The organism is Streptomyces sp. NPDC111744, from assembly GCF_055634995.1.
Genome location: NZ_JBVKCG010000017.1, coordinates 91357 through 116485 on the forward strand (window position 1 = coordinate 91357; position 25129 = coordinate 116485).

Annotated in this window: 27 protein-coding genes and 1 pseudogene; 19 read left to right on the forward strand and 9 right to left on the reverse strand. The window is 70.8% G+C overall.

Going from position 1 to position 25129, the window contains the following annotated elements; genetic code table 11:
- Positions 1–36 precede the first annotated feature (36 nt).
- The 3 genes from ACZ7OO_RS31305 to ACZ7OO_RS31315 all read left to right on the forward strand — a co-directional run bounded on the left by ACZ7OO_RS31305 (position 37) and on the right by ACZ7OO_RS31315 (position 3627).
- Positions 37–1839 carry a DEAD/DEAH box helicase gene (locus ACZ7OO_RS31305; RefSeq protein ID WP_352220894.1) on the forward strand — a complete coding sequence of 601 codons (1803 nt, stop codon included), beginning with the start codon at positions 37–39 and terminating at the stop codon, positions 1837–1839.
- 310 nt (positions 1840–2149) lie between these two features.
- Complete coding sequence (locus tag ACZ7OO_RS31310; protein WP_471509893.1) at positions 2150–2791, forward strand: IclR family transcriptional regulator; 642 nt, start codon at positions 2150–2152, stop codon at positions 2789–2791.
- Positions 2792–2838: 47 nt separating this feature from the next.
- Entirely contained in the window at positions 2839–3627 is a 789-nt protein-coding gene (locus tag ACZ7OO_RS31315; RefSeq protein WP_471509895.1) for a S16 family serine protease, read from the forward strand.
- Positions 3628–3742: 115 nt separating this feature from the next.
- On the opposite strand, the gene ACZ7OO_RS31320 is transcribed toward ACZ7OO_RS31315, so the two are convergent.
- From ACZ7OO_RS31320 to ACZ7OO_RS31330, 3 genes are read right to left on the reverse strand one after another with little or no spacing between them, the layout of a single operon-like run.
- Positions 3743–3928 carry a hypothetical protein gene (locus ACZ7OO_RS31320; RefSeq protein WP_471509897.1) on the reverse strand — a complete coding sequence of 62 codons (186 nt, stop codon included), beginning with the start codon at positions 3926–3928 and terminating at the stop codon, positions 3743–3745.
- Positions 3929–3938: 10 nt separating this feature from the next.
- Positions 3939–4283 (reverse strand): hypothetical protein, encoded by a 345-nt coding sequence (locus ACZ7OO_RS31325; protein ID WP_471509899.1) that lies wholly within the window; start codon positions 4281–4283, stop codon positions 3939–3941.
- Positions 4284–4340: 57 nt separating this feature from the next.
- Entirely contained in the window at positions 4341–4823 is a 483-nt protein-coding gene (locus ACZ7OO_RS31330; RefSeq protein ID WP_352220901.1) for an Lrp/AsnC family transcriptional regulator, read from the reverse strand.
- A 121-nt stretch (positions 4824–4944) separates the two neighbouring features.
- On the opposite strand from ACZ7OO_RS31330, the gene hppD reads away from it, so the two are divergent.
- Positions 4945–6093 (forward strand): 4-hydroxyphenylpyruvate dioxygenase, encoded by a 1149-nt coding sequence (gene hppD, locus ACZ7OO_RS31335; protein WP_471509901.1) that lies wholly within the window; start codon positions 4945–4947, stop codon positions 6091–6093.
- 578 nt (positions 6094–6671) lie between these two features.
- On the opposite strand, the gene ACZ7OO_RS31340 is transcribed toward hppD, so the two are convergent.
- On the reverse strand, positions 6672–8171 hold the full coding sequence (locus tag ACZ7OO_RS31340) for a tetratricopeptide repeat protein (protein ID WP_471509903.1): 1500 nt from the start codon (positions 8169–8171) through the stop codon (positions 6672–6674).
- A 93-nt stretch (positions 8172–8264) separates the two neighbouring features.
- Here ACZ7OO_RS31340 and ACZ7OO_RS31345 point away from each other — a divergent pair, with 93 nt between their 5' ends.
- The gene (locus tag ACZ7OO_RS31345; protein WP_471510058.1) at positions 8265–9671 is read left to right on the forward strand and encodes an FAD-binding oxidoreductase; all 1407 of its coding nucleotides are present in this window, start codon (positions 8265–8267) and stop codon (positions 9669–9671) included.
- 80 nt (positions 9672–9751) lie between these two features.
- On the opposite strand, the gene ACZ7OO_RS31350 is transcribed toward ACZ7OO_RS31345, so the two are convergent.
- Complete coding sequence (locus ACZ7OO_RS31350; protein ID WP_471509905.1) at positions 9752–10165, reverse strand: SsgA family sporulation/cell division regulator; 414 nt, start codon at positions 10163–10165, stop codon at positions 9752–9754.
- Between the two features lie 240 nt (positions 10166–10405).
- On the opposite strand from ACZ7OO_RS31350, the gene ACZ7OO_RS31355 reads away from it, so the two are divergent.
- Together ACZ7OO_RS31355 and ACZ7OO_RS31360 are read left to right on the forward strand one after the other, a co-directional pair.
- Complete coding sequence (locus ACZ7OO_RS31355) at positions 10406–11971, forward strand: RDD family protein (protein ID WP_471509907.1); 1566 nt, start codon at positions 10406–10408, stop codon at positions 11969–11971.
- Positions 11972–12060: 89 nt separating this feature from the next.
- Complete coding sequence (locus ACZ7OO_RS31360; protein WP_471509909.1) at positions 12061–12771, forward strand: RDD family protein; 711 nt, start codon at positions 12061–12063, stop codon at positions 12769–12771.
- 63 nt (positions 12772–12834) lie between these two features.
- On the opposite strand, the gene ACZ7OO_RS31365 is transcribed toward ACZ7OO_RS31360, so the two are convergent.
- Entirely contained in the window at positions 12835–13128 is a 294-nt protein-coding gene (locus tag ACZ7OO_RS31365; protein ID WP_471509911.1) for a hypothetical protein, read from the reverse strand.
- A gap of 279 nt (positions 13129–13407) precedes the next feature.
- Between ACZ7OO_RS31365 and ACZ7OO_RS31370 the strand changes: the two genes are divergently transcribed.
- The 3 genes and pseudogenes from ACZ7OO_RS31370 (at position 13408) to ACZ7OO_RS31380 (ending at position 14538) form a co-directional block, all read left to right on the forward strand.
- Positions 13408–13584, forward strand: a complete 177-nt coding sequence (locus ACZ7OO_RS31370; protein WP_471510060.1) for an immune inhibitor A domain-containing protein — start codon at positions 13408–13410, stop codon at positions 13582–13584.
- A pseudogene (locus ACZ7OO_RS31375) lies at positions 13580–14141 on the forward strand (hypothetical protein); the annotation flags it as partial. The gene ACZ7OO_RS31370 and the pseudogene ACZ7OO_RS31375, both read left to right, overlap by 5 nt.
- A gap of 52 nt (positions 14142–14193) precedes the next feature.
- The gene (locus tag ACZ7OO_RS31380; protein ID WP_471509913.1) at positions 14194–14538 is read left to right on the forward strand and encodes a hypothetical protein; all 345 of its coding nucleotides are present in this window, start codon (positions 14194–14196) and stop codon (positions 14536–14538) included.
- Between the two features lie 113 nt (positions 14539–14651).
- Here ACZ7OO_RS31380 and ACZ7OO_RS31385 read toward each other — a convergent pair whose 3' ends face one another.
- Positions 14652–15236 (reverse strand): isochorismatase family protein, encoded by a 585-nt coding sequence (locus ACZ7OO_RS31385; RefSeq protein WP_471509915.1) that lies wholly within the window; start codon positions 15234–15236, stop codon positions 14652–14654.
- A gap of 148 nt (positions 15237–15384) precedes the next feature.
- The gene (locus ACZ7OO_RS31390; protein WP_471509917.1) at positions 15385–16731 is read right to left on the reverse strand and encodes a nicotinate phosphoribosyltransferase; all 1347 of its coding nucleotides are present in this window, start codon (positions 16729–16731) and stop codon (positions 15385–15387) included.
- 56 nt (positions 16732–16787) lie between these two features.
- On the opposite strand from ACZ7OO_RS31390, the gene clpS reads away from it, so the two are divergent.
- The 9 genes from clpS (at position 16788) to ACZ7OO_RS31435 (ending at position 24566) form a co-directional block, all read left to right on the forward strand.
- Positions 16788–17105: an ATP-dependent Clp protease adapter ClpS gene (gene clpS, locus ACZ7OO_RS31395; protein WP_471510062.1), complete on the forward strand. Its 318-nt coding sequence runs from the start codon at positions 16788–16790 to the stop codon at positions 17103–17105.
- 93 nt (positions 17106–17198) lie between these two features.
- Positions 17199–17804, forward strand: coding sequence for a DUF2017 domain-containing protein (locus tag ACZ7OO_RS31400; protein WP_471509919.1), 606 nt, complete (start codon positions 17199–17201; stop codon positions 17802–17804).
- A gap of 332 nt (positions 17805–18136) precedes the next feature.
- Positions 18137–19576: an amino acid permease gene (locus ACZ7OO_RS31405; RefSeq protein WP_471509921.1), complete on the forward strand. Its 1440-nt coding sequence runs from the start codon at positions 18137–18139 to the stop codon at positions 19574–19576.
- Between the two features lie 134 nt (positions 19577–19710).
- Positions 19711–20133 carry a M67 family metallopeptidase gene (locus tag ACZ7OO_RS31410; protein WP_471509923.1) on the forward strand — a complete coding sequence of 141 codons (423 nt, stop codon included), beginning with the start codon at positions 19711–19713 and terminating at the stop codon, positions 20131–20133.
- A gap of 102 nt (positions 20134–20235) precedes the next feature.
- The gene (locus ACZ7OO_RS31415) at positions 20236–20331 is read left to right on the forward strand and encodes a putative leader peptide (RefSeq protein WP_352220915.1); all 96 of its coding nucleotides are present in this window, start codon (positions 20236–20238) and stop codon (positions 20329–20331) included.
- A gap of 84 nt (positions 20332–20415) precedes the next feature.
- Entirely contained in the window at positions 20416–20694 is a 279-nt protein-coding gene (locus ACZ7OO_RS31420) for a MoaD/ThiS family protein (RefSeq protein WP_352220916.1), read from the forward strand.
- Between the two features lie 7 nt (positions 20695–20701).
- Entirely contained in the window at positions 20702–21652 is a 951-nt protein-coding gene (locus ACZ7OO_RS31425; protein ID WP_471509926.1) for a PLP-dependent cysteine synthase family protein, read from the forward strand.
- Positions 21653–21899: 247 nt separating this feature from the next.
- The gene (locus tag ACZ7OO_RS31430; RefSeq protein WP_471509928.1) at positions 21900–23963 is read left to right on the forward strand and encodes a putative Ig domain-containing protein; all 2064 of its coding nucleotides are present in this window, start codon (positions 21900–21902) and stop codon (positions 23961–23963) included.
- A gap of 123 nt (positions 23964–24086) precedes the next feature.
- Positions 24087–24566 carry a hypothetical protein gene (locus tag ACZ7OO_RS31435; protein WP_471509930.1) on the forward strand — a complete coding sequence of 160 codons (480 nt, stop codon included), beginning with the start codon at positions 24087–24089 and terminating at the stop codon, positions 24564–24566.
- Between the two features lie 3 nt (positions 24567–24569).
- Here ACZ7OO_RS31435 and ACZ7OO_RS31440 read toward each other — a convergent pair whose 3' ends face one another.
- Positions 24570–25028 (reverse strand): type II toxin-antitoxin system PemK/MazF family toxin, encoded by a 459-nt coding sequence (locus ACZ7OO_RS31440; protein WP_471509932.1) that lies wholly within the window; start codon positions 25026–25028, stop codon positions 24570–24572.
- Positions 25029–25129: the final 101 nt, after the last annotated feature.

The window sequence follows — 25129 nt, forward strand, 5'->3', positions numbered from 1 at the left end:
GCATACGTAGCCGCCCGACCCCTTACTACGGAGACCGTGACTACCACCGCCGCCAGCGCCTCCTCGTCCTCCCACCACCTTTCGCCCGCCTTCCCCGGCCGGGCGCCCTGGGGTACCGCCAGCAAGCTGCGTGCCTGGCAGCAGGGGGCCATGGAGAAGTACGTCCAGGAGCAGCCGCGTGACTTTCTCGCCGTCGCCACACCCGGCGCCGGCAAGACGACGTTCGCGCTGACCCTCGCGTCCTGGCTGCTGCACCACCATGTCGTGCAGCAGGTCACCGTCGTCGCGCCCACCGAGCATCTGAAGAAGCAGTGGGCGGAGGCCGCGGCAAGGATAGGGATCAAGCTCGACCCCGAGTACAGCGCCGGACCGCTCAGCAGGGAGTACGACGGGGTCGCCGTCACCTATGCCGGTGTCGGGGTGCGGCCCATGTTGCACCGCAACCGGGTCGAGCAGCGCAAGACGCTGGTCATCCTCGACGAGATCCATCACGCCGGTGACTCCAAGTCCTGGGGCGAGGCCTGCCTGGAGGCGTTCGAGCCGGCGACCCGGCGGCTGGCGCTGACCGGTACGCCCTTCCGGTCCGACACCAACCCCATCCCCTTCGTGACGTACGAGGAGGGGCAGGACGGGATCCGGCGGTCCGCCGCCGACTACACCTACGGGTACGGCAACGCGCTCGCCGACCACGTCGTCCGCCCGGTCATCTTCCTCTCCTACAGCGGCAACATGCGCTGGCGGACCAAGGCGGGGGACGAAATCGCCGCTCGGCTCGGCGAGCCGATGACCAAGGACGCCGTCAGCCAGGCCTGGCGTACGGCGCTCGATCCGCGCGGTGAGTGGATGCCGGCCGTGCTGCGCGCCGCCGACCAGCGGCTGACCGAGGTGCGCAAGGCCATCCCCGACGCGGGGGCTCTGGTGATCGCCTCCGACCAGGAGTCGGCGCGTGCCTACGCCAAGCTCATCCGCGAGATCACGGGCAACAAGGCGACCCTCGTCCTCTCCGACGACACCGGTGCGTCCAAGCGCATCGACGCCTTCAGCGCGAGCGACGACCGGTGGATGGTCGCGGTGCGGATGGTGTCCGAGGGTGTCGACGTCCCCCGGCTCGCCGTCGGGGTGTACGCCACCACCATTTCGACCCCCCTCTTCTTCGCCCAGGCCGTCGGCCGTTTCGTGCGCTCCCGGCGGCGCGGCGAGACCGCGTCCGTGTTCCTGCCGACCGTCCCCGACCTGCTGACCTTCGCCAACGAGATGGAGGTCGAGCGCGACCACGCCCTCGACAAGCCCAAGAAGGATGGCGAGGAGGACCCGTACGCCGAGTCCGAGAAGGAGATGGAGGAGGCGAACAAGGAGCAGGACGAGGACACCGGCGAGCAGGAGCAGTTCGCCTTCGAGGCGCTGGAGTCCGAGGCCGTCTTCGACCGGGTCCTGTACGACGGCGCCGAGTTCGGTATGCAGGCGCACCCGGGGAGCGAGGAGGAGCAGGACTATCTCGGCATCCCGGGACTGCTGGAGCCCGACCAGGTGCAGCTGCTGCTGCAGAAACGGCAGGCCCGGCAGATCGCGCACAGCCGCAAGAAGCCGGACGACGAGGCCGACCTGCTGGAACTGCCCGCGGAACGGCGGCCCGTCGTCTCCCACAAGGAGATGATGGAGCTGCGGAAGCAGCTGAACACGATGGTGAGCGCGTATGTGCACCAGAGCGGCAAGCCGCACGGGGTGATTCACACCGAGCTGCGCCGGGTGTGCGGGGGGCCGCCCAGTGCGGAGGCCACCGCGGGACAGCTCCGGCAGCGGATCGCCAAGGTGCAGGAGTGGGCCACCCGCATGCGGTGACACCGGGGTGAACCCGGGGTGGTCCCAGGAGTGCGCAGCGTATATACCGCCACATACGGAAGCAGTCCGTACCGGAGCATGACCGGATTCTGGACGGAGGCTTCCGCTCAGCGAACCCCCTTCGCTACTGTCCCGCTACGCACACGCCCCGTGGCAGCGCAGCCGCGGAGCGCAGCCGTGAAGCGACTGGGCCCGGAGCCGCCGGGCCGTCCTGCCGATCGGCGGCCTCTGAAGCGCGTCGCTGACGGGACTCGGCGACGCATCCGCCGCGTCGGAGGCTGCCGGCCTCACCACTTAAGGAGTGGGCGTCGTGACCGCGGAGACCTCTCAGACGCTCGACCGGGGACTGCGGGTCCTCAAACTGCTGGCCGACACGGACCACGGGCTGACCGTCACCGAGCTTTCCAACAAACTGGGCGTGAACCGGACCGTGGTCTATCGGTTGCTCGCCACGCTTGAGCAGCATGCGCTGGTACGGCGTGACCTGGGCGGGCGAGCCCGGGTCGGCCTTGGAGTACTGCGCCTTGGGCGGCAGGTGCACCCGCTGGTACGGGAAGCCGCCCTGCCGGCCCTGCGGTCGCTCGCCGAGGACATCGGGGCGACGGCACATCTGACGCTGGTCGACGGGACCGAGGCGCTCGCCGTCGCGGTCGTCGAACCGAGCTGGACCGAATACCACGTGGCGTACCGGGCCGGGTTCCGCCACCCGCTGGACCGGGGGGCCGCCGGGAAGGCGATCCTGTCCGCGCGGCACTCGCCGAAGGACGACCCCGGGTACACGCTGACCCACGGCGAACTGGAGGCCGGAGCGAGCGGTGCGGCCGCCCCGCTGCTCGGGGTCACCGGGGTCGAGGGGAGCGTCGGGGTCGTGATGCTGGCCGACTCGGTGCCGGAGCGGGTGGGAGCGCGGGTCATGGACGCGGCGCGGGAGGTCGCGGAGGCGTTGCGCTGAGGGGCCGGGGCGATGGCCTGAAGTGGTTGCCACGTTAGATTGACTCCGTGCTCTCACGTCTCACGCGTCTCCAGGCCATCGCCGTCTGTGCGGTTCCCGTCGTGGCTCTGATCGGTACGGCCGTCTTCGCGCCGTTGCCGTTCTCGGTGGCCCAGCCCGGGCTGACGGCGAACGTGCTCGGCGACAACCAGGGCACCCCGGTGATCACCATCTCCGGGGCGCCCACCCGGACGACCAGCGGGCAGCTGCGGATGACGACGATCGAGGCGACCGGGCCGGACGCCCGGGTGTCGCTGGGTGACGTCATCGGCGACTGGTTCCGGACGGACCGGGCGGTGATGCCGCGCGACTCGGTGTATCCGAGCGGTGGCAACGTCAAGGAGATCGAACAGCACAACACCGAGCAGATGGAGCAGTCGCAGGACGCGGCGACCCAGGCCGCGCTGAAGTACCTCGGGCTCAGCGCGAGCAAGGTCAAGGTGACCTTGAAACTGGCGGATGTGGGTGGGCCCAGTGCGGGGTTGCTGTTCTCGCTCGGGATCGTCGACAAGCTGGACGGGAACGGGAGCGGGGGAGACCTCAGCGGGGGGAAGAACATCGCCGGTACGGGGACCATCAGCGCGGACGGGACTGTGGGGGCCGTGGGCGGGGTCGCGCTGAAGACGCAGGCCGCGCGGCGGGACGGGGCGACCGTTTTCCTTGTGCCGAAGGATGAGTGCGCGGACGCCAAGGCGGAGTTGCCGAAGGGCTTGCGGTTGGTGCCGGTGACGACGCTGAAGGGGGCGGTCAGCGATTTGGTGGCGTTGGAGAAGGGGGCGAAGGTCCCTGCCTGTTGAGTTTCGGGTGTGGGTGCGGGTGCGGGTGCGGGTGCGGGTGCGGGTGCGGGTGCGGGTGTGTGGGGGCTGGTCGCGCCCACGCGGCGGAGCCGCATATTGACACGGCCCCGTCCCCTTAAGCAGTCGCCGGGGCCGGAGAAGCCAGGCGCAGGCCTACTTCCACCAAGGTCCAGCCGAGTCGCGTACGGAGTTCGCGCCTCGGAGCCTTGGCCGCTGTCGCCAGGCGACAGGCGTCCGCCTGCGCGTGCAGTTCCGTCGTCCGGTGCTGGGCGAGCTGGGCGAGCTGGGCTTGCGTGTGCATGTCGTGCCTCTCAGTCCGTCTCGATGGGGAACAGGTGCGTGTGGATGCGTACTTGCTCGGCGTCGGGGGTGTCCGCTTCGGGGACGCGGTCCCGGTAGCCGTCGATCACGGCGTGCAGTTCGGAGACGAGTGCGCGGGCCAGGTCCGGGGTGAGCCGGAGCGTCGCGCTGCTCATGTTCCAGGCGGGCTTCCACTCCTCGGGCCAGCTCGCGCGGTTGCCCAGCCAGCTGGACAGGTTCTGGATCTGGGCACCGGCCACTTCGTGGAGGTACATGTCCGCGGCCCCTCGCACGGCCGGATCGGCGTCCGTGAGCAGGGTCTGGTGCCGGTTGCCCAGGTACTCCCAGAAGCTCACGCGCACTCACCCCGAACTCCGACTCCGAACTCCGACTCCGAACTCCGAACGAACCGGTCAGGTCGTCCCTTCGCTGTCCGCCGCGGCCTGTTCCACCAGCGGGATGATCCGCAGCGGAACGGGGTTCTCCATGACGATCGCCGTGGAGGCCCGGACAATGCCATCAAAACCGACGACCCGGTCGATCACCCGCTGGAGATCGGCGTTGGAGCGGGCCACCAGCCGGCACAGCATGTCCCCGGTGCCGGTGGTGGTGTGCAGCTCCAGCACCTCCGGCACGGTCGCCAAGTGCGCCCGCACGTCCGGGCCTTGGCCCTGCCGGATCTGCAGCGTGGCGAACGCGGTGACCGGGTAGCCGAGGGCAGCCGCGTCCACCTGCGGGCCGAATCCCTGGATCACTCCATTCGACTGAAGCCGGTCGAGCCGCGCCTGCACGGTCCCGCGCGCCACCCCCAGCCGACGGGACATCTCCAGCACGCCGATCCGCGGTTCCCGGGCCAGCAGCACCAGGATCCGCCCGTCCAGATGATCGATCGCCATGCCCGCCTCCGGATGGTCATCCTGCACAGAAAGTCTGCCATTGCGGCCGTACCGCTGAACATATTGCCCAACGGAAACGGGAACTATTGCGCACCTTGTGCGCCAGGGCCACGCTTCGACCATGACGCAGACCACACAGCACACTCCCGACGCGACCGCCCGGCAGGACGATCCCTTCCCGGTCAAGGGAATGGACGCGGTCGTCTTCGCCGTCGGCAACGCCAAGCAGGCGGCGCACTACTACTCCAGCGCCTTCGGCATGCGGCTGGTCGCGTACTCCGGACCGGAGAACGGCAGCCGCGAGACCGCGAGCTACGTCCTGGAGAACGGCTCGGCCCGGTTCGTCCTCACCTCCGTCGTCAGGCCGGAGACCGAGTGGGGCACCTTCCTGTGCCGGCATGTTGCCGAGCACGGCGACGGTGTCGTCGACCTGGCCATCGAGGTCCCGGACGCCCGCGCCGCGTACGCGTACGCCGTCGAGCACGGAGCCCGCCCGGTGGCCGAGCCGTACGAGCTGAAGGACGAGCACGGCACGGTGGTCCTCGCCGCGATCGCCACGTACGGCGAGACCCGCCACACCCTCGTCGAGCGCACCGGCTACGACGGCCCGTACCTGCCGGGGTTCGTCGCCGCGTCCCCGATCGTCGAACCCCCTGCCCGCCGCACCTTCCAGGCCGTCGACCACTGCGTCGGCAACGTCGAACTCGGCCGCATGAACGAGTGGGTCGGCTTCTACAACAAGGTCATGGGCTTCACGAACATGAAGGAGTTCGTGGGCGACGACATCGCCACCGAGTACAGCGCGCTGATGTCCAAGGTCGTCGCCGACGGCACCCTCAAGGTCAAGTTCCCGATCAACGAGCCCGCCGTCGCCAAGAAGAAGTCCCAGATCGACGAGTACCTGGAGTTCTACGGCGGTGCGGGCGTCCAGCACATCGCGCTGAACAGCAACGACATCGTGGAGACCGTCCGCACCATGCGCGCGGCCGGCGTCGAGTTCCTCAGCACCCCCGACTCCTACTACGACACCCTCGGCGAGTGGGTCGGTGACACCCGGGTGCCGGTCGACACCCTGCGCGAGCTGAAGATCCTCGCCGACCGGGACGAGGACGGCTACCTTCTGCAGATCTTCACCAAGCCGGTCCAGGACCGCCCGACGGTCTTCTTCGAGATCATCGAACGCCACGGCTCCATGGGCTTCGGCAAGGGCAACTTCAAGGCCCTGTTCGAGGCGATCGAACGGGAGCAGGAGCGCCGCGGCAACCTGTGAGCCGGAATTTCGGCGTCCCGACGACCTCGGGGGCCTGGTAATCCGGTGGGCTCAGATGCGCCCGGTGCGCCCGGCGGCCTCGGTGGCCTCGGTAGGCCCGATGGCCCCGGTAGGCCCGATGCCTCCGATGGCCTCGGTGGCCCCGGCAGGCCCGGTGGGCCCGGTGGCCGTGGGCGCGGGCGCGGGGGCGGTGGGCCAGGTGGCCCCGGGCCCCGGTGGCCCGGTGGCCGTGGGCCCGGTGCGTGCGGTGGCCCTGGGCCCGGGGGGCGGTGGGCCCGGTGAGTCCGGTGAGTCGCTGGGCGAGCCACCATGGCCGAGGTCGGTCCGGCACCCCCGGGTGCCGCTGTCGTGGTCGTGCGCCGTTGCGGCGGAGAGAAACGACGTCGGTCAGTTCTCTCCGCCGCGACGGCGATATCGGCGGTGCCCGGCTGCCGCTGTCGTGGCCGGGCACCGTTGCGACGGAAAGGAATTGACCTCGGTCGTCATCGCTCCCTGCCGCTCCCCGCTGCCCTCTTCCTTCCGCTGCGGCGGCGATCAGCCGCGACGGCGGCGCCCGGCGGCGCCCGGCTGCCGGTGCCTCACTGCGGGGCCTCCTCGTTCGGTGGCTGGTCGCCCAGGGTGGCCAGGGTGGCTCGGGCCACCGGGCCCTGGAGCGGGGAGAAGTACGGGTTGATGCGCAGGGCGTCCTGGAGGTGGCGGCGGGCCTGGGCGTCCAGGTCCAGATCGCGTTCGATCATGCCCCGGTGGAAGGCGTACGGCGCGCTGCGGACCCCCCCGCCCTTCGTCGAGTCCGTCGCGATAGAGGCGTAGTGCAGCGCCTCCGTGTCGTCGCCGGCCCGGTGCAGCGCCCAGCCGAGCGCGTCCGCGACCTCGATGCCCGGCTGCCGCTCCCACTCGTCCGTCAGCCGCTGCACCGCCTCCTCGACATCCCCGTGGTCCGCCTCGTACTGCCCGATCAGCAGCTCGTCGTCGACCCCGGCGTCCAGCTCCCGCCGCACCTGCGTCCGCAGCAGGGCGTACTGCGTTTCCGCCCGCCGCCCCATCCCCAGCGACTCGTACAACTCGGCCAGCTCCAGGGCGACCTGCGGGGTCGGCCGGTGCGCGAGGGCCCCCTGGTACGCGGTCAGCGCCTCCTGCGTGCGGCCCAGCGCGGCGAGCGCCCGCCCCTGTCCGGCCCGCGCCGCCGACTGGTCGGGGTCAAGGCGTACGGCCGCCTTGAAGTGCTGTAGCGCGTCGTCCCGTTCGCCCCGCTCCCAGGCCAGCTGTCCGGCCTGGGTCAGATACGCGGCCTGCTCGGCGGGGGACCCGGCGGCCGCCGCCGCATCCGTCACCTGCGCCACCGCGTCCTCGCGCCAGCCCCGGTCCCGGTACACGGCCGAGGCCCGTGCCTTGACGGCCGGCTTCACGGCCGCCCCGACCTTCAGCGCCATCAGCTTGTCGAGCGCGGACCGGGCCGCCTTGTAGTCGCCGAGCCCGTTGTAGGCGTCGATCAGCGCCGGATACGTCGACCACCGCTTCGGCGCCGCCTTCAGCGCCTCCTCACCGAACCGCTTGGCCGTGGGGAAGTCCCGGCGGGCGTTCGCCAGTGCGGCGAGACCGGCCAGCGCGTCGGTGTTGCCCTTGCCTGCCACCTGGAGGGAGGTCCGCAGGGCACGCTCGGCCCGGGGATAGTCGGCCGTGTCGGCGGTCCGGTGCGCCCGCTCGACGTACGCGGCCCCGAGCACCGCCCAGGCCCGCGCGTCCTTCGGCTGTGCCCGCACCCGGCTCTCGCGTGCGCCGATGAGCGTGGTGAGGTCGGGCAGCGCGGCGGGCAGGCCGTTGACGACGGCCGTCTGCGTCGCCGCCTGTGCCGCGGCCCGGGCCTTCGCCTGGGCCCCGGGCCCGGCCGCCGGGGGCGGTGCGGCGCGGTGCGGCTCCGGCTTGTGCGGCCACAGCATCAGCGCCCCGCCGGCCACCGCCCCGCCCGCCAGCGCGACGACCAGCAGCCGCCGCAGCACCCTGCCCCGACGACGTGGCGGCCCCGGCTCCGTGAGCAACGAGGTGGTAGGCCCTGACTGTCGGTTATCGAGCGCGCACATGCCGCATACTGTGCGTCAATACGACGACAGCGTCCGGGCGGCCCAAGGAGGGCACCTGTGGGGTTCACACCGATGGCCCCGGGGTGCGACGCTGTGATCGTGAGCCGTATCGAAGCGCCTCGGGACGAGACCACCGGCAACCTCACCGACCGGCTCCTCACGGGCCTGCCGGCCGACGCGGTGCTCGTGGATCCCGATGTGACCACCTCCTACGCCAACGACATGGCGAGCTTCTGCCCGGCCGGCGCCCCGGCCGTCGTCGTACTGCCGCGCACGGTCGAACAGGTGCAGCACGTCCTGCGCACCGCCACCGAGCTGCGCGTCCCGGTCGTCCCGCAGGGCGCCCGCACCGGCCTGTCCGGCGCCGCCAACGCCACCGACGGCTGCATCGTGCTGTCCCTGACCAAGATGGACCGCATCCTGGAGATCTCGCCGGTCGACCGCATCGCCGTGGTCGAACCCGGCGTCATCAACGCCACCCTCTCCCGCGCGGTCGAGGAACACGGCCTCTACTACCCGCCGGACCCCTCCAGCTGGGAGATGTGCACGATCGGCGGCAACATCGGCACGGCGTCGGGCGGGCTGTGCTGTGTGAAATACGGGGTGACCGCCGAATACGTCCTGGGTCTGGACGTCGTCCTCGCCGACGGGCGGCTGATGTCCACCGGCCGGCGCACGGCGAAGGGTGTCGCCGGGTACGACCTCACCCGGCTGTTCGTCGGCTCCGAGGGCTCGCTCGGCGTCGTCGTACGGGCCGTCCTGGCCCTGAAGCCCAAGCCGCCGCAGCAGCTGGTGCTGGCCGCCGAGTTCGGCTCCGCCACCGCCGCCTGCGACGCGGTGTGCCGGATCATGGCGGGCGGGCACGCACCGTCCCTCCTCGAACTGATGGACCGTACGACCGTGAAAGCGGTCAACGAACTCACCCACATGGGCCTGCCGGAGACGACCGAGGCGCTGCTCCTGGCTGCCTTCGACACCCCGGCCCCGGCCGTCGACCTCGCCGCCCTCGGCGCGCTGTGCGAGGAAGCGGGCGCCACCCAGGTGGTCCCGGCCGACGACGCCGCCGAGTCCGAACTCCTCCTCCAGGCCCGCCGGACCTCGCTCGTCGCCCTGGAGGCCGTCAAGGGCACCACGATGATCGACGACGTGTGCGTGCCCCGCTCGCGGCTCGGCGACATGATCGAAGGGGTCGAGCGCATCGCGGAGAAGCACCGGCTGACCATCGGGGTCGTCGCCCACGCGGGCGACGGCAACACGCACCCCACGGTCTGCTTCGACGCGCAGGACCCCGACGAGTGCCGCCGCGCCCGCGAGTCCTTCGACGAGATCATGGCCCTCGGACTGGAGCTCGGCGGCACCATCACCGGCGAACACGGCGTCGGCGTACTGAAGAAGGAGTGGCTGGCCCGGGAGATCGGGCCGGTGGGCGTGGAGATGCAGCGGGCCGTGAAGGACGCCTTCGACCCGCTGGGCATCCTCAACCCCGGCAAGCTGTTCTGACCCATGCGGCCCATGCGGCCCATGCGGCCCATGCGGCCCATGCGGCCCATGCGTTCCATACATCCTGTCCGTCCGGGACCTCACTGGGCGAGCAGCTGGTCGAGCGCGTCGTCGATCCCCAGCCGGCCGCCCTCAGTCCCCGGGGGCACCACCCGCAGCGTCCGCTCCAGCCAGGCGGACACCTGGGCGGTCGGCGCCTCCAGGAGGGCGTCTCCGTCGGGTGAACTCAGCGCCATCAGCACGACGCTGCGGCCCTCCACCTTGGTCGGCCACACCCGCACGTCCCCGTGCCCGCACGCCCGGAACACCCCCTCCACCAGGAGGTCGCGGGCGAAGGTCCAGTGGACCGGGGACTCCGAGTTGATGTGGAAGCCGACATGGACGGCGTACGGGTCGTCGGAGCGGTAGGCGAGCCGGGCCGGGACCGGGATGCTCCGCTCGGGGGACAGGATGAGCCGCAACTCCAGTTCGCGCTCCACCACGGTGTGATGCATGACGTTCGTTTCCTCTCGGTCGGTCGTACGGGCGCCTGTGGACGGGCCCGTACGAGTGGAGAGGGGTGGGGGCCGCGAGCATTACGCGGGTTCCGGGAAATCTTTCCCCGGTGCGGTGAAGGGGGTGCACAGGGGTGCCCGGAAAGGGGCGGGTCCTGCGGGACTGGCGGTGGTGGGCACGCGCGTCTGATAGATGTGGAGCCTCCCACACGACCCCCGAGCAGATACGGGATGACGGACATGACCGCCCCTACCCCGGCACCCGGTGACGAACGGCCCCGCGAGGGCTACTACCCGGACCCGTCCATCCCCGGCTACGTCCGTTACTGGAACGGCGCCGCGTGGGTGCCGGGCACCAGCCGCCCGGCCCCGTCCGACGGCGAACCGCTCGCCCCGCCGCCCGGCTCCCGCCCCGCGAGCCCCAGGGTCGAGGAGACCGGCCCGCACTTCTTCGACGAGGACCCGCGACCGGGTGCCTCCGGCTGGACGGCCGAGGGGGGCGCCTGGGGCACCGACCCCCGGGCGGCGGGCTCCCCGCCCCAGCCGGACGGCCGGTCGTCCCGCACGGACGGCACGGCGACGATCCCGCCGGCGGACCAGGGGGACGTCGACTCCGGCGGCACGTTCATCTTCCGCAGGCCGACGGTGGGCCCCGCGGGCACCCCGCCGGCCGCCCGACCGCCCATGGACGACGGCACGATGACCTTCCGCCCGATCCGCGCCGAGGGCACCCCGAACTCGGGTGCCGCGGGGGCCGGTACGGGTCCCGGCGGGGCCGGATCCGGCGGCCCGGGTGCGGGTGGCCAAGGCGCCGGTGCCGGTGGGTTCGGTGGCCGAGGCGCTGGTGCCGGGGCCGGGGCCGGTGGGCAGGGTTCCGGTCCGGCGGGCGCGGGTTCGGGTGGGTTCGGCGCGCCGGGCTCTGGTGGCCCGGGTGCGGCAGGTGCGGCAGGGCCGGGAGGCTACGGCGCTCAGGGCCCCGTCGGCGCGTCCGGTGCGGGCGGTGCGGGCGGGTTCGGCGCGCAGGGGCCGGTCGGTGCCCCCGGTGGCGGCCGCCCCGGCTTCGGCGCCGGAAAGGCCGCCGCGGAACGCGCCGCCGCGCCCCCGGCTCCCGCCGCTCCCCAGGCCGTCGCCCCCGCCGTACCCCCGCAGTCCGCCGGGCCCCTGCCCGCGCCAGCCGTGCCTGCCGCTCCCATGACCTCCGGGCCCGGTGGTGGGCAGTCCTCCTGGGCGCAGCAGGTGCATCAGCTCGCGCGCGATCAGCAGGCCGCGCCCTGGAAGCCGCCGTTGGAGGACGTCTTCCAGGCGGCCGCCCGGCGGCAGGCGTCGGCCCGGCCCGCCGGGCTCGGCAAGCGGTTCGCCGCGCGGCTCGTCGACAGCCTGGTCGTCGGCGCGGTGACCGCCCTGGCCGCCGTACCGTTCGGCAGCCAGGCGGCCGGCCACGTGCAGGACAAGATCGACGCGGCCAAGCTCTCCGGCCGTACCGAGACCGTCTGGCTGCTCGACGGTACGACCGGCCTCTACCTCGGGATCGTGCTCGCCGTCCTGCTCCTCGTCGGCGTCCTCTACGAGGTGCTGCCCACCGCCAAGTGGGGTCGCACGCTCGGCAAGAAGCTGCTCGGCCTGGAGGTACGGGACATCGAGGGCCACGAGCCCCCGGCCTTCGGCGCCTCGCTGCGCCGCTGGCTGGTGTACACCGTGCCCGGACTGCTCGGCATCGGGATCGTCGGCGTCGCCTGGTGCCTGTTCGACCGGCCCTGGCACCAGTGCTGGCACGACAAGGTGGCGCACACCTTCGTCGCCGGCTGACGGGGCGTCGTACCCCGTACGGCCGCTCACCGGCCCCGTACGGCCGCTCACCGGATGCGGACTCGGCCGCTTCGCGGTCCACTCGGGCCATGAGCACCGAACCGCCCCGGGGCTCCGGACAGCCGCCGGAGGACGACCCGTTCAAGAAGCAGCCCCCGTCCGGCCCGCCGGACGAGGGCAAGGGGCCGGGCTCGCCGTACGACACCCCGTACGGCGGCGCACAGCCCCCGCCGCCCTCCTACGGCGGCGGCCCCTACGGAGCGGGCGGCGGTGGCCCCTACGGCGGTGGAGGCGGCCCCTACGGGGAAGGAGACGGAGCCGGTGGCTATCCCGCCGATCCGCTCGCCGGGATGCCGCCGCTCGCCGACAGCGGCAAGCGCACCCTGGCCAGGATCGTCGACATGGTCCTGGTGCTCATCGTGGTCTGGTTGCTCACCTGGGCCTTCGGGGTGCGGGAGTACCAGGTGAACGGCGACAAGATGGAGGTCGGCAAGTCCTTCGCGCAGTCGCTGGTCGCCGCCGTCCTGTTCGTCGCCTACGACACCCTGCTCACCGCCAAGTCCGGGCAGACCCTCGGCAAGAAGTGGCTCGGTCTGCGGGTCGCCAACCTGGACAACGGCTCCACGCCCTCCGCGCAGACCTCGCTGGTGCGCGCCCTGGTGCTGTGGGTGCCGTTCGCCTTCTGCTGTGCCTGTGTGTGGACGATCATCTGCGGCGGCTGGAGCTACTTCGACAAACCGTACAAACAGGGACTGCACGACAAGGCGGCGAAGACGGTCGTGGTCAGCACGAAGAACTGATGGCCAAGCAGTCGGCGGGTCCGTCAGTCCCACGGACCCGCCGACTTCTCGTGTGTGCGTACGTCAGGGCGCGGTGGGCTCCCGGACGGGCTCGGCCGTGGCGGCGGCCACGGTCTCCCGGTGTACGGGGACCCGCGTCCGGGGCGATGCGGTCGGGGCGGGCTCGGAGTACGCGATCGTGCGCGGCCGGGGGAGCGGGACCGTCATGGCGACCAGCAGTCCCAGGCCGAGCGCGGCGAGCGCGATGACCGCGATCCCGATGCCCGAACTCGTCTGTGACAGCAGCAGCATGGCGAGCGTCGAGCAGATCACGGTGCACGAACCGTAGACGAGCTGTGCCGGGGTCGGACGAGGCATGGCAATCGTGTCCTCGGAAGATGTGGGGGTGAGACGGGGGGCCGGCCTTGCTTTTCTCCGGCTTCCGGACGTTCCACCGTTCGACTCTATTCGCGTGCATGCCCGAGCGGAACGGCCGGTAAGCGTGACCTAACCCACGGTACCGGTGCACAGGGGGCGCACGGTCGCATGGCATAGGCAACCGGCGGCATATGCGCGCCGGTTGAGCGAGTCCCGACAGCGGTCCGCTTACAGCGCGGTGTCCGTAAGGCGAACCCGCGCTCCGCACAGTGCAGTTGAATAGTCCAAGTCCGCTACGACCACGACGGCGACGGGAACTTCAACGAGCCCGACGGCTACGTCGACCACACCATGCGGCGGAAGAACGGCGGACTCGGCGTCCACGCCTACGAGTACGGCCACGACCTCTGCCTGCCCGACGAGTACGACACGGTGAACGGCGAGGCCATCCCGTGACGGCAGCGACAAGCCGGCGCTCGCCGGTTCGGTCGACGCGTACACCAAGCTGTCGTACCCGCTGGACGCCTACGCGGCGCGGCCGACGGGGTCACGGTGACGGCCGACGGTTCGGCCTCTTCTCCGCCAACGTCGATTCGGCGGACGCCGCTTGGACCGCGTCCGGCTTCTGCCGCCCCGCGCGTCCTTCGCACCGGCCCGTACAACTTCGGCTTCCCGACGACCCGTCCGGACCGGGTGGAGCACCACCCCTACCAGAACGGCCTGTTGATCTGGACGTGGCTCCCCCGGCCTACGACTCTCCGTTCGGCCTCTCCGCGGGCGACGGGATCACGCTCCACAAGGCGGCCCCGGCGACCAAGATCAGGCAGTCGTCCGCGCCCGGCCGGTGGTGTCAAGATCACTGACACCAACACCAAGATCACGTCGTCGCGGAGGCCCTTGACGGCTCGACGATCTCCCTCCGGATCGGCCCCGCAGGGAAGTGGCTCGCGTTTTCGCAGGTCAGAGACGTATCGGCGGTGACCCCCTGGCGGGTCGCCGCCGATCGTGTTTAGGTGCGTCCTGTGGCTTTCTTATTGACACCTACTCGTACGGGGGTATGACCGCATGGCCGCAGGAGGGTTCTGCAAGCTGCCGAACGGCAGCGTGGTGGTGGCACTGAACCTGCCCAGTCCCGCCCTTGCCGAGGGCTCCGCCGGGGTGCGGGTACTGGTCGTGGCCCAGAACCGCGCCCGCGCCCTGACCAGGCTCCGCAACCTGGGGATGCGAGCGGTCTACCTGCGGGGCAACGCCGCCCCGCCGACCCCGGACGAGATCACGGCCGTCCTCCACCACCCCGACGGCCTGATATGGCGAACGGCACCTGACAACGGTGTCACGGTGACCGAGCTGTGGAGACCGATCAGGTCGCTGCTGCGCAGACCGGCGGTGGTACAGCCGGCCGGCAAGTGACCGGCGCCGGGCCGGGCGGCCGGCCCGGGGCACGGGGCTGTATCGATATGCGGCTCCGAAGGCGCGAGCGACTCTCGGGGCACGAGTGGTCCCCTCGAAGGCGCGTGCGACCCTCAAACCACCGGCTTGCCGGTCAGCTCCACGCCCGCCTCGCGCATCTCCTCCAGGGCCCGTTCCGTCGTCCTCTCCGCCACGCCTGCCGTGAGGTCCAGGAGGACCTGGGTGCGGAAGCCCTCCGTCACGGCGTCCAGGGCGGTGGCCCGCACGCAGTGGTCCGTCGCGATCCCCACCACGTCCACCTCGTCGATCTCGCGGGCGCGCAGCCAGTCCGCCAGCTTGACGCCGTTCTCGTCGACGCCCTCGAAACCGCTGTAGGCAGCCGAGTAGGCACCCTTGCTGAACACCGCGTCCACCGCGCCGGAGGCGACCGCCGGGGCGAAGTTCGGATGGAAGCCGACGCCCTCCGTGCCGGCGACACAGTGCGCCGGCCAGCTGTGCACGTAGTCGGGGTTGTCCGCGAAGTGGCCGCCCGGCGCGATGTGGTGGTCGCGGGTCGCCACCACATGGCGGTAGCCGGCGGGCGCCTGCCCGATCAGCTCCGTGACCGCGGCGGCCACATCGGCACCTCCCGCCACCGCGAGGCTGCCCCCCTCGCAGAAGTCGTTCTGCACATCAACGACGATCAAGGCGCGGCGCATGGTCGGTGTCCTTCGCATTCGGTATCGGGTCTGTCGAGGGGGGAGACGCAGAAAGAAGCGGTGCGGGCCCGGCCTGAACCTCAGAGCGTAGAGACTTACGGGGGCGTAGGGGAGGGGGCCTTACGGGGCGCGTACGCGGGCACCCGCTCTAGCTACCCGAGCGCCCCTGGACGTACTCCGTCGGAATGACCGGTTCCCCACGGGAGAGTTGGGTCGCGGAGAGGGGCAGACCGGCCCTGGCCGCCGCATGGCGTGCGCGGGGCGCGTCCAGGGGCTCGCGGGCCACCACCTCGCCGGACTTGACCAGTTCGATCAGGAGCTGATGGTCGACCAGGTCGGCCGGCACCTCCCCGGTGCCGACGACCTCGGCCTCCGCCACCCCGTTGGCGTCCAGTCGCCGCGCGGCCCACTTGCGGCCGCCGACCGACGTCTTGCCGCTGGACGACTTCTTGGCGACCGGCAGCAGCGGAGCCTTGGGGTCGGCGGACTCGGCCCGGGCGACCAGCTTGTAGACCATGGAGCAGGTGGGGTGCCCTGAGCCGGTGACCAGCTGGGTGCCGACGCCGTACGCGTCCACGGGGGCGGCGGCCAGGGAGGCGATGGCGTACTCGTCGAGGTCGGAGGTCACGATGATCTTCGTGTTGACCGCCCCCAGCTCGTCCAGCTGCTGGCGCACCCGATGGGCCACCAGCAGCAGGTCGCCGGAGTCGATACGGACGGCGCCCAGCTCGGGGCCTGCCACCTCGACGGCCGTACGGACCGCCTCGGCGACGTCGTAGGTGTCGACCAGCAGGGTGGTACCCCGGCCGAGTGAGATGACCTGGGCCTCGAAGGCGTCGCGCTCGTGGTCGTGGAGCAGGGTGAAGGCGTGGGCGGAGGTGCCCACCGTCGGGATGCCGTAGCGGAAGCCGGCCGCCAGGTCGGAGGTGGTCGCGAAACCGCCGACGTAGGCGGCGCGGGCGGCGGCCACGGCGGCCAGCTCGTGGGTGCGGCGGGCGCCCATCTCGATCAGCGGGCGGTCGCCCGCGGCCGAGGACATCCGGGAGGCGGCGGCCGCGATCGCCGAGTCGTGGTTGAGGATGGAGAGGATCACGGTCTCCAGGAGCACGCACTCGGCGAAGGAGCCCTCCACCCGCATGATCGGAGAGCCGGGGAAATAGACCTCGCCCTCGGGGTAGCCCCAGATGTCGCCGCCGAAGCGGTAGCCGGCGAGCCAGCGCAGGGTGGGCTCGTCGACGATCTTCTGCTCCGCCAGGAAGCCGAGGACGTCCGGGTCGAACCGGAAGTTCTCCACCGCGTCCAGGACGCGTCCGGTGCCCGCCACGACACCGTAGCGGCGCCCCTCCGGCAGCCGCCGGGTGAAGACCTCGAAGACACTCCGCCGTTCGGCCGTACCCGCCTTCAGGGCGGCCTGCAGCATCGTCAGTTCGTACTGGTCCGTGAAGAGCGCCGTCGAGGGAACGTCCACCGGCAGCCCAAGGTCCGCTGTGTTCATGGCAAGCATGCTACCCCCATCTCGTCAGTGTGACGATTTGTGGGGTGCGTGGCAGCATGGGCCTTGTGACGTCACCCGCTCCCGTAGAGATCGAACGCACCGAGTCGGCAGAGGAGGCCTTCGCCGTACCCGAGCCCGACGTCCCGTGGGTGACGATCGTGCACAACGACCCCGTCAACCTCATGAGCTATGTGACGTACGTCTTCCAGACGTACTTCGGCTATCCCAAGGACAAGGCCACCAAGCTCATGCTGGACGTGCACCACAAAGGCCGGGCGGTCGTCTCCAGCGGCAGCCGCGAGGAGATGGAGCGCGACGTGCAGGCGATGCACGGCTACGGCCTGTGGGCCACCCTCCAGCAGGACCGGAAATGACCGCCCGCCGGCAGGACCGGAGATGATCCCCCGCCCGCAGGACCGGAAGTAGCCACACTCCTCGACCAGGACCGGAAGCAGCGAACCCCCTCCATGCCAGGAATCTTCGAACCGCTCCCCGGCGGCGGCGCGGCCGTCGCGCTCGACGACGTCGAGATCTCCATCATCCGGACGCTGGCCGTCCAGCTTCTGGAGCTCATCGGCCCCGGTCCCGCGGAGGACGCCCCCGACGACCCGCTCGCCGAGCTGTTCGCCGAGGGGCCGAGTGAGGCGCCCACCGACCCGGTGCTGCGCCGGCTCTTCCCGGACGCCTACAGCGACCCGGAGCGGCTGCCCGACTCCGCGCAGCAGGCAGAGGAGCGGCAGGCCCACTCGGCCGAGTTCCGCCGCTACACCGAGAACGACCTCAGGGCCGGCAAGCGGGAGAGCGCCCTCGCGGTGATCCGCTCCCTGGACGCGCTGGCCCCGGTGGGGGAGGGCGGCGCGGTCCTCAAGCTGGCGCCCGAGGAGTCCCGGCAGTGGCTCGGCGCCCTCAACGACCTGCGCCTCGCCATCGGCTCCCGCCTCGACATCACCGACGAGGACGACACGGACCTGCTCTACCGGCTCCCGGACGAGGACCCGCGCAAGCCGATGGTGATGGCCTATCTGTGGCTCGGTGGCCTCCAGGAGACCCTGGTGGCCACCCTTATGCCGTAACTCGTCCCGATTTCGCGTTCGCTCAGAGGACGCTCAAATCCGGATAACGATCCAGTCACCGTTGCGGCCGGGTATGACCTTTTCGGCCGCACTTTGTCTGCTTCTTCCAGTGGTGTGCGCCACAATCCCTCTCGGCGGAACCCGGTGATCAGTATTGCGGCCGTGATAAATCTTCACGACCGCCCGGCGAACACCACCCATGTGTACGTCCGGGTGCGCCACCGAACCGGCAACCGCCGGGCAGGCACCACTCCAGCAATCCGGGGGGATCGAAACCCGATCCGCGGCCGACCAGAGGCCCGGGTCGGCATGGAGAAAGGCGCACACCACACATGACCTCCGCTCAGGTCGACACGTCGGAGCAGTCCTCCGAAGCCTCGGAAGAGGGGTACGAGCGCGGACTCGGCAGCCGTCAGGTCCAGATGATCGCCATCGGCGGCGCCATCGGCGTCGGCCTCTTCCTGGGTGCCGGGGCGAACATCGCCAAGGCCGGGCCCAGCCTCATCCTCATGTACGCCCTCGCCGGCGGCATCATCTTCTTCATCATGCGGGCGCTCGGCGAGCTGCTCATGTACCGCCCGGTCTCCGGCTCCTTCGCCGAGTACTCCCGGGAGTTCCTCGGCCCGTTCTTCGGCTACTTCACCGGCTGGACGTACTGGCTGATGTGGGTCGTCACCGGCATGGCCGAACTGACGGCCGCCGCGATCTACGTCAACTACTGGTTCCCGTCCGTCCCCCAGTGGGTGACGGCCCTGGTCTTCCTGGTGATCCTCTTCGGGGTCAACCTGATCTCCGTGAAGGTCTTCGGAGAGCTGGAGTTCTGGTTCTCCATGGTCAAGGTCACCGCCCTGATCGGCATGATCGTGATCGGCCTCGGCGTCCTCACCTTCGGCTTCAGCAGTGCCGGTGACACGGCGTCGGTCGCGAACCTCTACCAGTTCGACGGCTTCTTCCCCAAGGGCGTCGGCTCCTCCCTGATGACCCTCCAGGGCGTCATGTTCGCCTACCTCGCCGTCGAGCTGGTCGGCGTCACGGCCGGCGAGTCCGAGAACCCGGAGAAGACCCTCCCCAAGGCGATCAACACGCTTCCCTGGCGGATCGCGCTGTTCTACGTCGGCGCGCTCACCGTCATCCTGTGTGTCGTCAAGTGGACGGAGTTCGCCCCGGGCGTCTCGCCCTTCGTCGCGGCCTTCGCGAAGATCGGCATCCCGGCCGGCGCCGGCATCGTCAACTTCGTCGTCCTCACCGCGGCGCTGTCCTCCTGCAACTCCGGCATGTACTCCACGGGCCGCATGCTGCGCAACCTCGCCGACAGCCGCGAGGCACCGGCCGTCTTCAGCAAGCTGTCGGCTTCGAAGACCCCGGCGCTCGGCATCACCGTCTCGGTGCTCTTCATGGGCATCGGCGTGGTCCTCAACTACATCGTCCCGGAGAAGGCGTTCGGGTACGTCACCTCCGTCGCCACCGCGGCCGGCATCTGGACCTGGCTGATGATCCTGATCAGCCATGTCCTCTACCGCCGCGCGGTCGACGCCGGCCGGCTGCCCGCGTCCTCCTTCCCGGCGCCGGGCGGGGCGGTGTGCAGCTGGATCGCCATCGCGTTCCTGCTCTTCGTGACCTGCCTGATCGCCTACGACGGCGACTCCCGGGTCTGCCTGTACGTGATGGCCGGCTGGGCCGCCGCGCTCGGCGTCGGCTGGCTGTTCCTGAAGTCCCGCAACCCGGAGATCACCGAGCGGCGCGAGCAGTCGCCGCTGGAGAAGGCGAGCTGACCAACCCCCTCCGGACGTCCCGCCGCAGGGAGCACTCGTGGCGCCCCCTGCGGCAGCCGCTCAGGACGTCCGGCATGTGGGCCGTCCCGTACCAGCCTTCGGTACGGGGCGGCCCTCTGCTTATCCTGGCGCACATGCTGACCATCACCCAGGCCCTCGTCGACCAGATCGTCGCCCACGCGCGCAAGGACCATCCCGACGAGGCGTGCGGCGTCATCGCGGGTGCGGCGGGTTCCAACCGCCCCGAGCGGTTCATCCCGATGCTGAACGCGGCGATGTCGCCGACGTTCTACGAGTTCGACTCCGCCGACCTCCTCAGGCTGTACCGCGAGATGGACGACCGCGACGAGGAGCCGGTGGTCGTCTACCACTCCCACACGGCGACGGAGGCGTACCCGTCCCGGACGGACATCAGCTACGCGAACGAGCCCGGCGCCCACTACGTCCTGGTCTCGACAGCCGACACCGACGGCGGCGGCGACTTCCAGTTCCGCTCCTTCCGGATCGTGGAGGGCGAGGTGACGGAGGAGGAGGTCAGGATCGTCGAGGCGTACTGAGTTCCCTGCGGCGCTGGAGGGCGTCTCAACCCTCGGCCGTAAACCGTCCGGGATGTGGGATCACACTCCGGAATCCGCACCGGGAATCGATACGATGACCCCATGGTTTCCTACGACGTGAGCGACAAGGCGGCGGGCAGCATGCTCGTGGCGCGGCTGCACGTCGACCTGTGCAGGCTGAACAGCGCCATCTGTTGACGTCCCCTGCCACCGTACGGCCGTGAGCCGCGGCGTGCCGCTGCGCGCCCACCCACCCAGACTTTCCGACAGGAGCCCTGAGCCATGGCCATCGAGGTCCGCATCCCGACCATCCTCCGCCAGTACACCGACGGTCAGAAGGCGGTGGACGGCAGTGGTGGCACCCTCGCCGAGCTGCTCACCGACCTCGAGACCCGGCACCCGGGCATCCATGCCCGCATCGTGGACGACGGCAAGCTGCGCCGCTTCGTCAACGTGTACCTGAACGACGAGGACGTCCGTTTCGTCGACGGCATCGAGACCAAGCTGACCGACGGCGACACGGTCACGATCCTGCCGGCCGTCGCCGGCGGTATGGCCTGAGATCGGCATGCGCTACGACTCCCCGTTGGCCGCGGTCGGCAACACCCCCCTGGTGCGCCTGCCGCGGCTCTCGCCGTCCGCCGACGTCCGGATCTGGGCCAAGCTGGAGGACCGCAACCCGACCGGCTCGGTCAAGGACCGTCCCGCCCTGCACATGATCGAGCAGGCCGAGAAGGACGGCCGGCTCACCCCGGGCTGCACCATCCTGGAGCCGACCTCCGGCAACACGGGCATCTCCCTCGCCATGGCCGCCAAGCTCAAGGGCTACCGCATGGTGTGCGTGATGCCCGAGAACACCTCACAGGAGCGCCGGGACCTGCTGGGCATGTGGGGCGCCGAGATCATTTCGAGTCCGGCCGCCGGCGGTTCCAACACCGCGGTGCGGGTGGCCAAGGAGATCGCCGCCGAGCATCCGGACTGGGTGATGCTCTACCAGTACGGCAACCCGGACAACGCGGGGGCGCACTACGCGACGACCGGTCCGGAGATCCTCGCCGACCTTCCCTCCGTCACGCACTTCGTCGCCGGGCTCGGGACCACCGGCACCCTCATGGGCGTCGGCCGGTATCTGCGTGAGCAGAAGCCGGACGTCAGGATCGTCGCCGCCGAACCGCGGTACGACGACCTCGTGTACGGGCTCAGGAACCTCGACGAGGGCTTCGTACCCGAGCTGTACGACGCCTCCGTGCTCACCACCCGCTACTCGGTGGGCTCGGCGGACGCCGTGACCCGGACCCGGGAACTCCTCCAGCAGGAGGGCATCTTCGCGGGCATCTCCACCGGCGCCGCGCTGCACGCCGCGATCGGCGTCGGCAAGAAGGCCGTACAGGCCGGCGAGAGCGCCGACATCGTGTTCGTCGTCGCCGACGGCGGCTGGAAGTACCTGTCGACCGGGGTCTACACGGCCGCCACGACCGAGGAAGCCATCGAGACCCTCCAGGGTCAGCTCTGGGCATAGCCTTCATCATGTACGCGCCAACCCCCTCCTATGAGGGGGCTAAGCGCTGTCCATGCCAGAGCAAAGATCTTCTTCCGGGGGACCGGGCTTCACCGAATCCGACTAGCTTCTCCTCCGTCCTGTTAATGCCACGCACCTCGGCATCGCAGGGTGTTCGGAATGTCATGCTCATGACTGCGCGCACTCTGCCGCCGCTACGCGCGTCACGGGCCTGCCTTGTAACCCCACCGATGGAGGCAGTACCCCCATGCGTGATTCACGACGGAGCCTGCGAAGACTCCTGGCCGTCGCCTTCCCTGCCCTGGCCCTCGCCGTCTCCGGATTCATCGCGGCACCCACCGCCGGGGCCGCCCAGCCCACGGCCGTGGCACCCCACGCCACCACCAAGGTCACCCAGAACGCCAAGGCCCTCACCGACCCCGCCCGCCAGGCCGTGCACAGCACCGGCAAGGCCGGCCAGAAGGTGCCCACCGAGCACCTCTGCGCCACCGCCACCAAGGCCGGCCAGGTCTCCTGCTTCGCGCAGCGCCGCACCGACATCAAGCAGCGGCTGTCCGCCGCTCTCGCCGCCGCCCCCTCCGGCCTGAGCCCGGCCAACCTGCACAGCGCCTACAACCTGCCCTCAACGGGCGGCTCAGGCCTGACCGTTGCCGTGGTCGACGCCTACAACGACCCCAACGCCGCCTCGGACCTGGCCACTTACCGCTCCACGTACGGCCTGTCCGCGTGCACCGTCGCCAACGGCTGCTTCAAGCAGGTCAGCCAGACCGGTTCGACGACCTCGCTGCCGACGAACGACACAGGCTGGGCCGGCGAGGAAGCGCTCGACATCGACATGGTCAGCGCGGTCTGCCCGAACTGCAAGATCATCCTCGTCGAGGCCAACTCAGCCACCGACGCCGACCTCGGCACCGCCGAGAACGAGGCCGTCGCGCTCGGCGCCAAGTTCGTCTCCAACAGCTGGGGCGGCTCCGAGTCCTCCTCCCAGACCAGCGAGGACACCTCGTACTTCAAGCACCCGGGCGTCGCGATCACCGTCTCCTCCGGTGACAGCGCCTACGGCGCCGAGTACCCGGCGACCTCCCAGTACGTGACCGCCGTCGGCGGCACCGCGCTGTCCACCTCCTCCAGCACACGCGGCTGGACCGAGTCCGTGTGGAAGACCAGCTCCACCGAGGGCACCGGCTCCGGCTGCTCCTCCTACGACCCGAAGCCGAGCTGGCAGACCGACACCGGCTGCAGCAAGCGCATGGAGGCCGACGTCTCCGCGGTCGCCGACCCGGCCACCGGTGTGGCCGTCTACGACACCTACGGCGGCTCCGGCTGGGCGGTCTACGGCGGCACCAGCGCCTCGTCCCCGATCATCGCCGGCGTCTACGCCCTCGCGGGCACCCCGGGATCGAGTGACTACCCCGCGAAGTACCCGTACTCCCACACCAGCAACCTGTACGACGTGACCAGCGGCAACAACGGCTCCTGCTCGCCGTCGTACTTCTGCACCGCCGGCACCGGCTACGACGGCCCGACCGGCTGGGGCACCCCCAACGGCACCGCTGCCTTCACCTCCGGCACCAGCACGGGCAACACGGTGACCGTCACCAACCCCGGCAGCCAGTCCACCGCCACCGGCAGCTCGGTCAGCCTGCAGATCTCGGCCTCCGACAGCGCGGGCGCGGCCCTCACCTACAGCGCGAGCGGCCTGCCCACCGGCCTGTCCATCTCCAGCTCCACCGGCCTGATCTCCGGTACGGCGTCCACCGCGGGCACCTACAGCGTCACCGTCACCGCGACCGACTCCACCGGCGCCTCCGGCTCGGCCTCCTTCACCTGGACCGTCAGCACCAGCGGCGGCGGCACCTGCACCTCGGCCCAGCTGCTCGGCAACCCGGGCTTCGAGTCGGGCAACACCACCTGGACCGCCAGCAGCGGGGTCATCTCCAACGGCACCGGCGAGGCGGCCCACGCCGGCTCCTACAAGGCCTGGCTCGACGGCTACGGCTCCACCCACACCGACACGCTCTCCCAGTCGGTGACCGTCCCGTCCGGCTGCAAGGCGACCTTCACCTTCTACCTGCACATCGACACCGCCGAGACCACCACCAGCAGCCAGTACGACAAGCTGACGGTCACCGCCGGTTCGACCACCCTGGCGACGTACTCGAACCTCAACGCCGCCACCGGCTACACCCAGAAGTCCTTCGACCTGTCGTCGTACGCGGGCTCGACCGTCACCCTGAAGTTCAGCGGTGTCGAGGACTCCTCCCTCCAGACCAGCTTCGTCGTCGACGACACCGCCGTCACGACCAGCTGACCCCGCCCGTGCAGTGACCGGATCCCGTCCCCGGAAGCCGTCCGGGGGCGGGATCCGTATGTACGGGGGATACGTCACATCGGCACCAAGGGCTCCGTTCCCCGACGGAAAGGCGGACACCCCATGAGCCGTACGACGGTCCACCGCGCAGCGCTCACCGCGGCGACCCTCCTCCTGCTGGCGGGCTGCGGCTCCCAGAGCGGGAGCACCGACAAGGGCAGCGGCACGGTGTCCCCCTCGCCGTCCCCCTCCAGCCCCAGTGCGAGCGGCTCCCCGGGCAGTTGCACACCCCTGACCTCCGAGCTCACCGCCGCCGACAACCGCCGTACGGTCTGCATGGCGGTCGGCGGACAGCTCCGGCTCACCCTCGACGGCACCCGGCAGCGCCCCTGGAAGGCGGTCGAGGCGAGCGGCTCCGCGCTGCGGGCCGCCAACGCCGGCATCGTGCTCAGGCCCGGGGACGCCTCCGCCGTCTACCGGGCGGTCGCCGCCGGCACCGTCACCCTCAGCTCGTCCCGCCCGCTGTGCGCCGAGCCCACCGCGCCCGGCGAGGTCTCCTGCAATGGCATCCAGGAGTGGCAGGTCACCGTAAGGGTGAAGTGACCCTCAGGGGGCCAGGTGCCGCACCTGGTCCCACAGCACCGGGTCGACCACGCCCACCCGGCGCCGGAACTCCCACACCGAGATCTCGCGCAGCTCGTCCGTCTGCAGGAAGCTCGGCCTGCCCTGGGCGTCCCCGACCGAGCCCGGCGGCAGCGGGATCACCCCGGCCCGCTCGTCGTGGTACTTGCTGGTGATCTTGGCGACGGTCGCGTGGTTGCCGCGCACCGCCAGCACCAGACAGGGCCGGTCCTTGGTGCCCGGGGCGTTTTCGTAGGGCACGTTGGCCCACCAGATGTCCCCCGGATGGGGGCGGCCGGTCTGTATGCGTGTGCCGCGCGGATGCCCCGGTGGGCGGGTGAGGTGCCCGCGTTGGCGGTGCCCCCGGCCCCATCCGTCGACGAGCGTGGCGACCAGCGCCAGCAGGACGACTGCCGCGAGCGCGAGCCACCATGACGTGTCCATACGATGACGTTACCGGCGCGAGAGAATCGATGCGCGCCCTTGCGCGATCCTCACACGCCCCCGGTCCAGCCGAACCGGTGACACCACAGGTGAGTTCCCCC

Coding starts and splice junctions, on each gene's coding strand:
- ACZ7OO_RS31320 (WP_471509897.1), bottom strand. CDS start 3,928: ATGCACACGCAAGCCCAGCTCGCCCAGCTCGCCCAGCACCGGACGACG.
- ACZ7OO_RS31330 (WP_352220901.1), bottom strand. CDS start 4,823: ATGGCGATCGATCATCTGGACGGGCGGATCCTGGTGCTGCTGGCCCGG.
- hppD (WP_471509901.1), top strand. CDS start 4,945: ATGACGCAGACCACACAGCACACTCCCGACGCGACCGCCCGGCAGGAC.
- ACZ7OO_RS31340 (WP_471509903.1), bottom strand. CDS start 8,171: ATGTGCGCGCTCGATAACCGACAGTCAGGGCCTACCACCTCGTTGCTC.
- ACZ7OO_RS31350 (WP_471509905.1), bottom strand. CDS start 10,165: ATGCATCACACCGTGGTGGAGCGCGAACTGGAGTTGCGGCTCATCCTG.
- ACZ7OO_RS31355 (WP_471509907.1), top strand. CDS start 10,406: ATGACCGCCCCTACCCCGGCACCCGGTGACGAACGGCCCCGCGAGGGC.
- ACZ7OO_RS31360 (WP_471509909.1), top strand. CDS start 12,061: ATGAGCACCGAACCGCCCCGGGGCTCCGGACAGCCGCCGGAGGACGAC.
- ACZ7OO_RS31365 (WP_471509911.1), bottom strand. CDS start 13,128: ATGCCTCGTCCGACCCCGGCACAGCTCGTCTACGGTTCGTGCACCGTG.
- ACZ7OO_RS31380 (WP_471509913.1), top strand. CDS start 14,194: ATGGCCGCAGGAGGGTTCTGCAAGCTGCCGAACGGCAGCGTGGTGGTG.
- ACZ7OO_RS31385 (WP_471509915.1), bottom strand. CDS start 15,236: ATGCGCCGCGCCTTGATCGTCGTTGATGTGCAGAACGACTTCTGCGAG.
- ACZ7OO_RS31390 (WP_471509917.1), bottom strand. CDS start 16,731: ATGAACACAGCGGACCTTGGGCTGCCGGTGGACGTTCCCTCGACGGCG.
- clpS (WP_471510062.1), top strand. CDS start 16,788: ATGGGCCTTGTGACGTCACCCGCTCCCGTAGAGATCGAACGCACCGAG.
- ACZ7OO_RS31400 (WP_471509919.1), top strand. CDS start 17,199: ATGCCAGGAATCTTCGAACCGCTCCCCGGCGGCGGCGCGGCCGTCGCG.
- ACZ7OO_RS31405 (WP_471509921.1), top strand. CDS start 18,137: ATGACCTCCGCTCAGGTCGACACGTCGGAGCAGTCCTCCGAAGCCTCG.
- ACZ7OO_RS31410 (WP_471509923.1), top strand. CDS start 19,711: ATGCTGACCATCACCCAGGCCCTCGTCGACCAGATCGTCGCCCACGCG.
- ACZ7OO_RS31415 (WP_352220915.1), top strand. CDS start 20,236: ATGGTTTCCTACGACGTGAGCGACAAGGCGGCGGGCAGCATGCTCGTG.
- ACZ7OO_RS31420 (WP_352220916.1), top strand. CDS start 20,416: ATGGCCATCGAGGTCCGCATCCCGACCATCCTCCGCCAGTACACCGAC.
- ACZ7OO_RS31425 (WP_471509926.1), top strand. CDS start 20,702: ATGCGCTACGACTCCCCGTTGGCCGCGGTCGGCAACACCCCCCTGGTG.
- ACZ7OO_RS31430 (WP_471509928.1), top strand. CDS start 21,900: ATGCGTGATTCACGACGGAGCCTGCGAAGACTCCTGGCCGTCGCCTTC.
- ACZ7OO_RS31435 (WP_471509930.1), top strand. CDS start 24,087: ATGAGCCGTACGACGGTCCACCGCGCAGCGCTCACCGCGGCGACCCTC.
- ACZ7OO_RS31440 (WP_471509932.1), bottom strand. CDS start 25,028: ATGGACACGTCATGGTGGCTCGCGCTCGCGGCAGTCGTCCTGCTGGCG.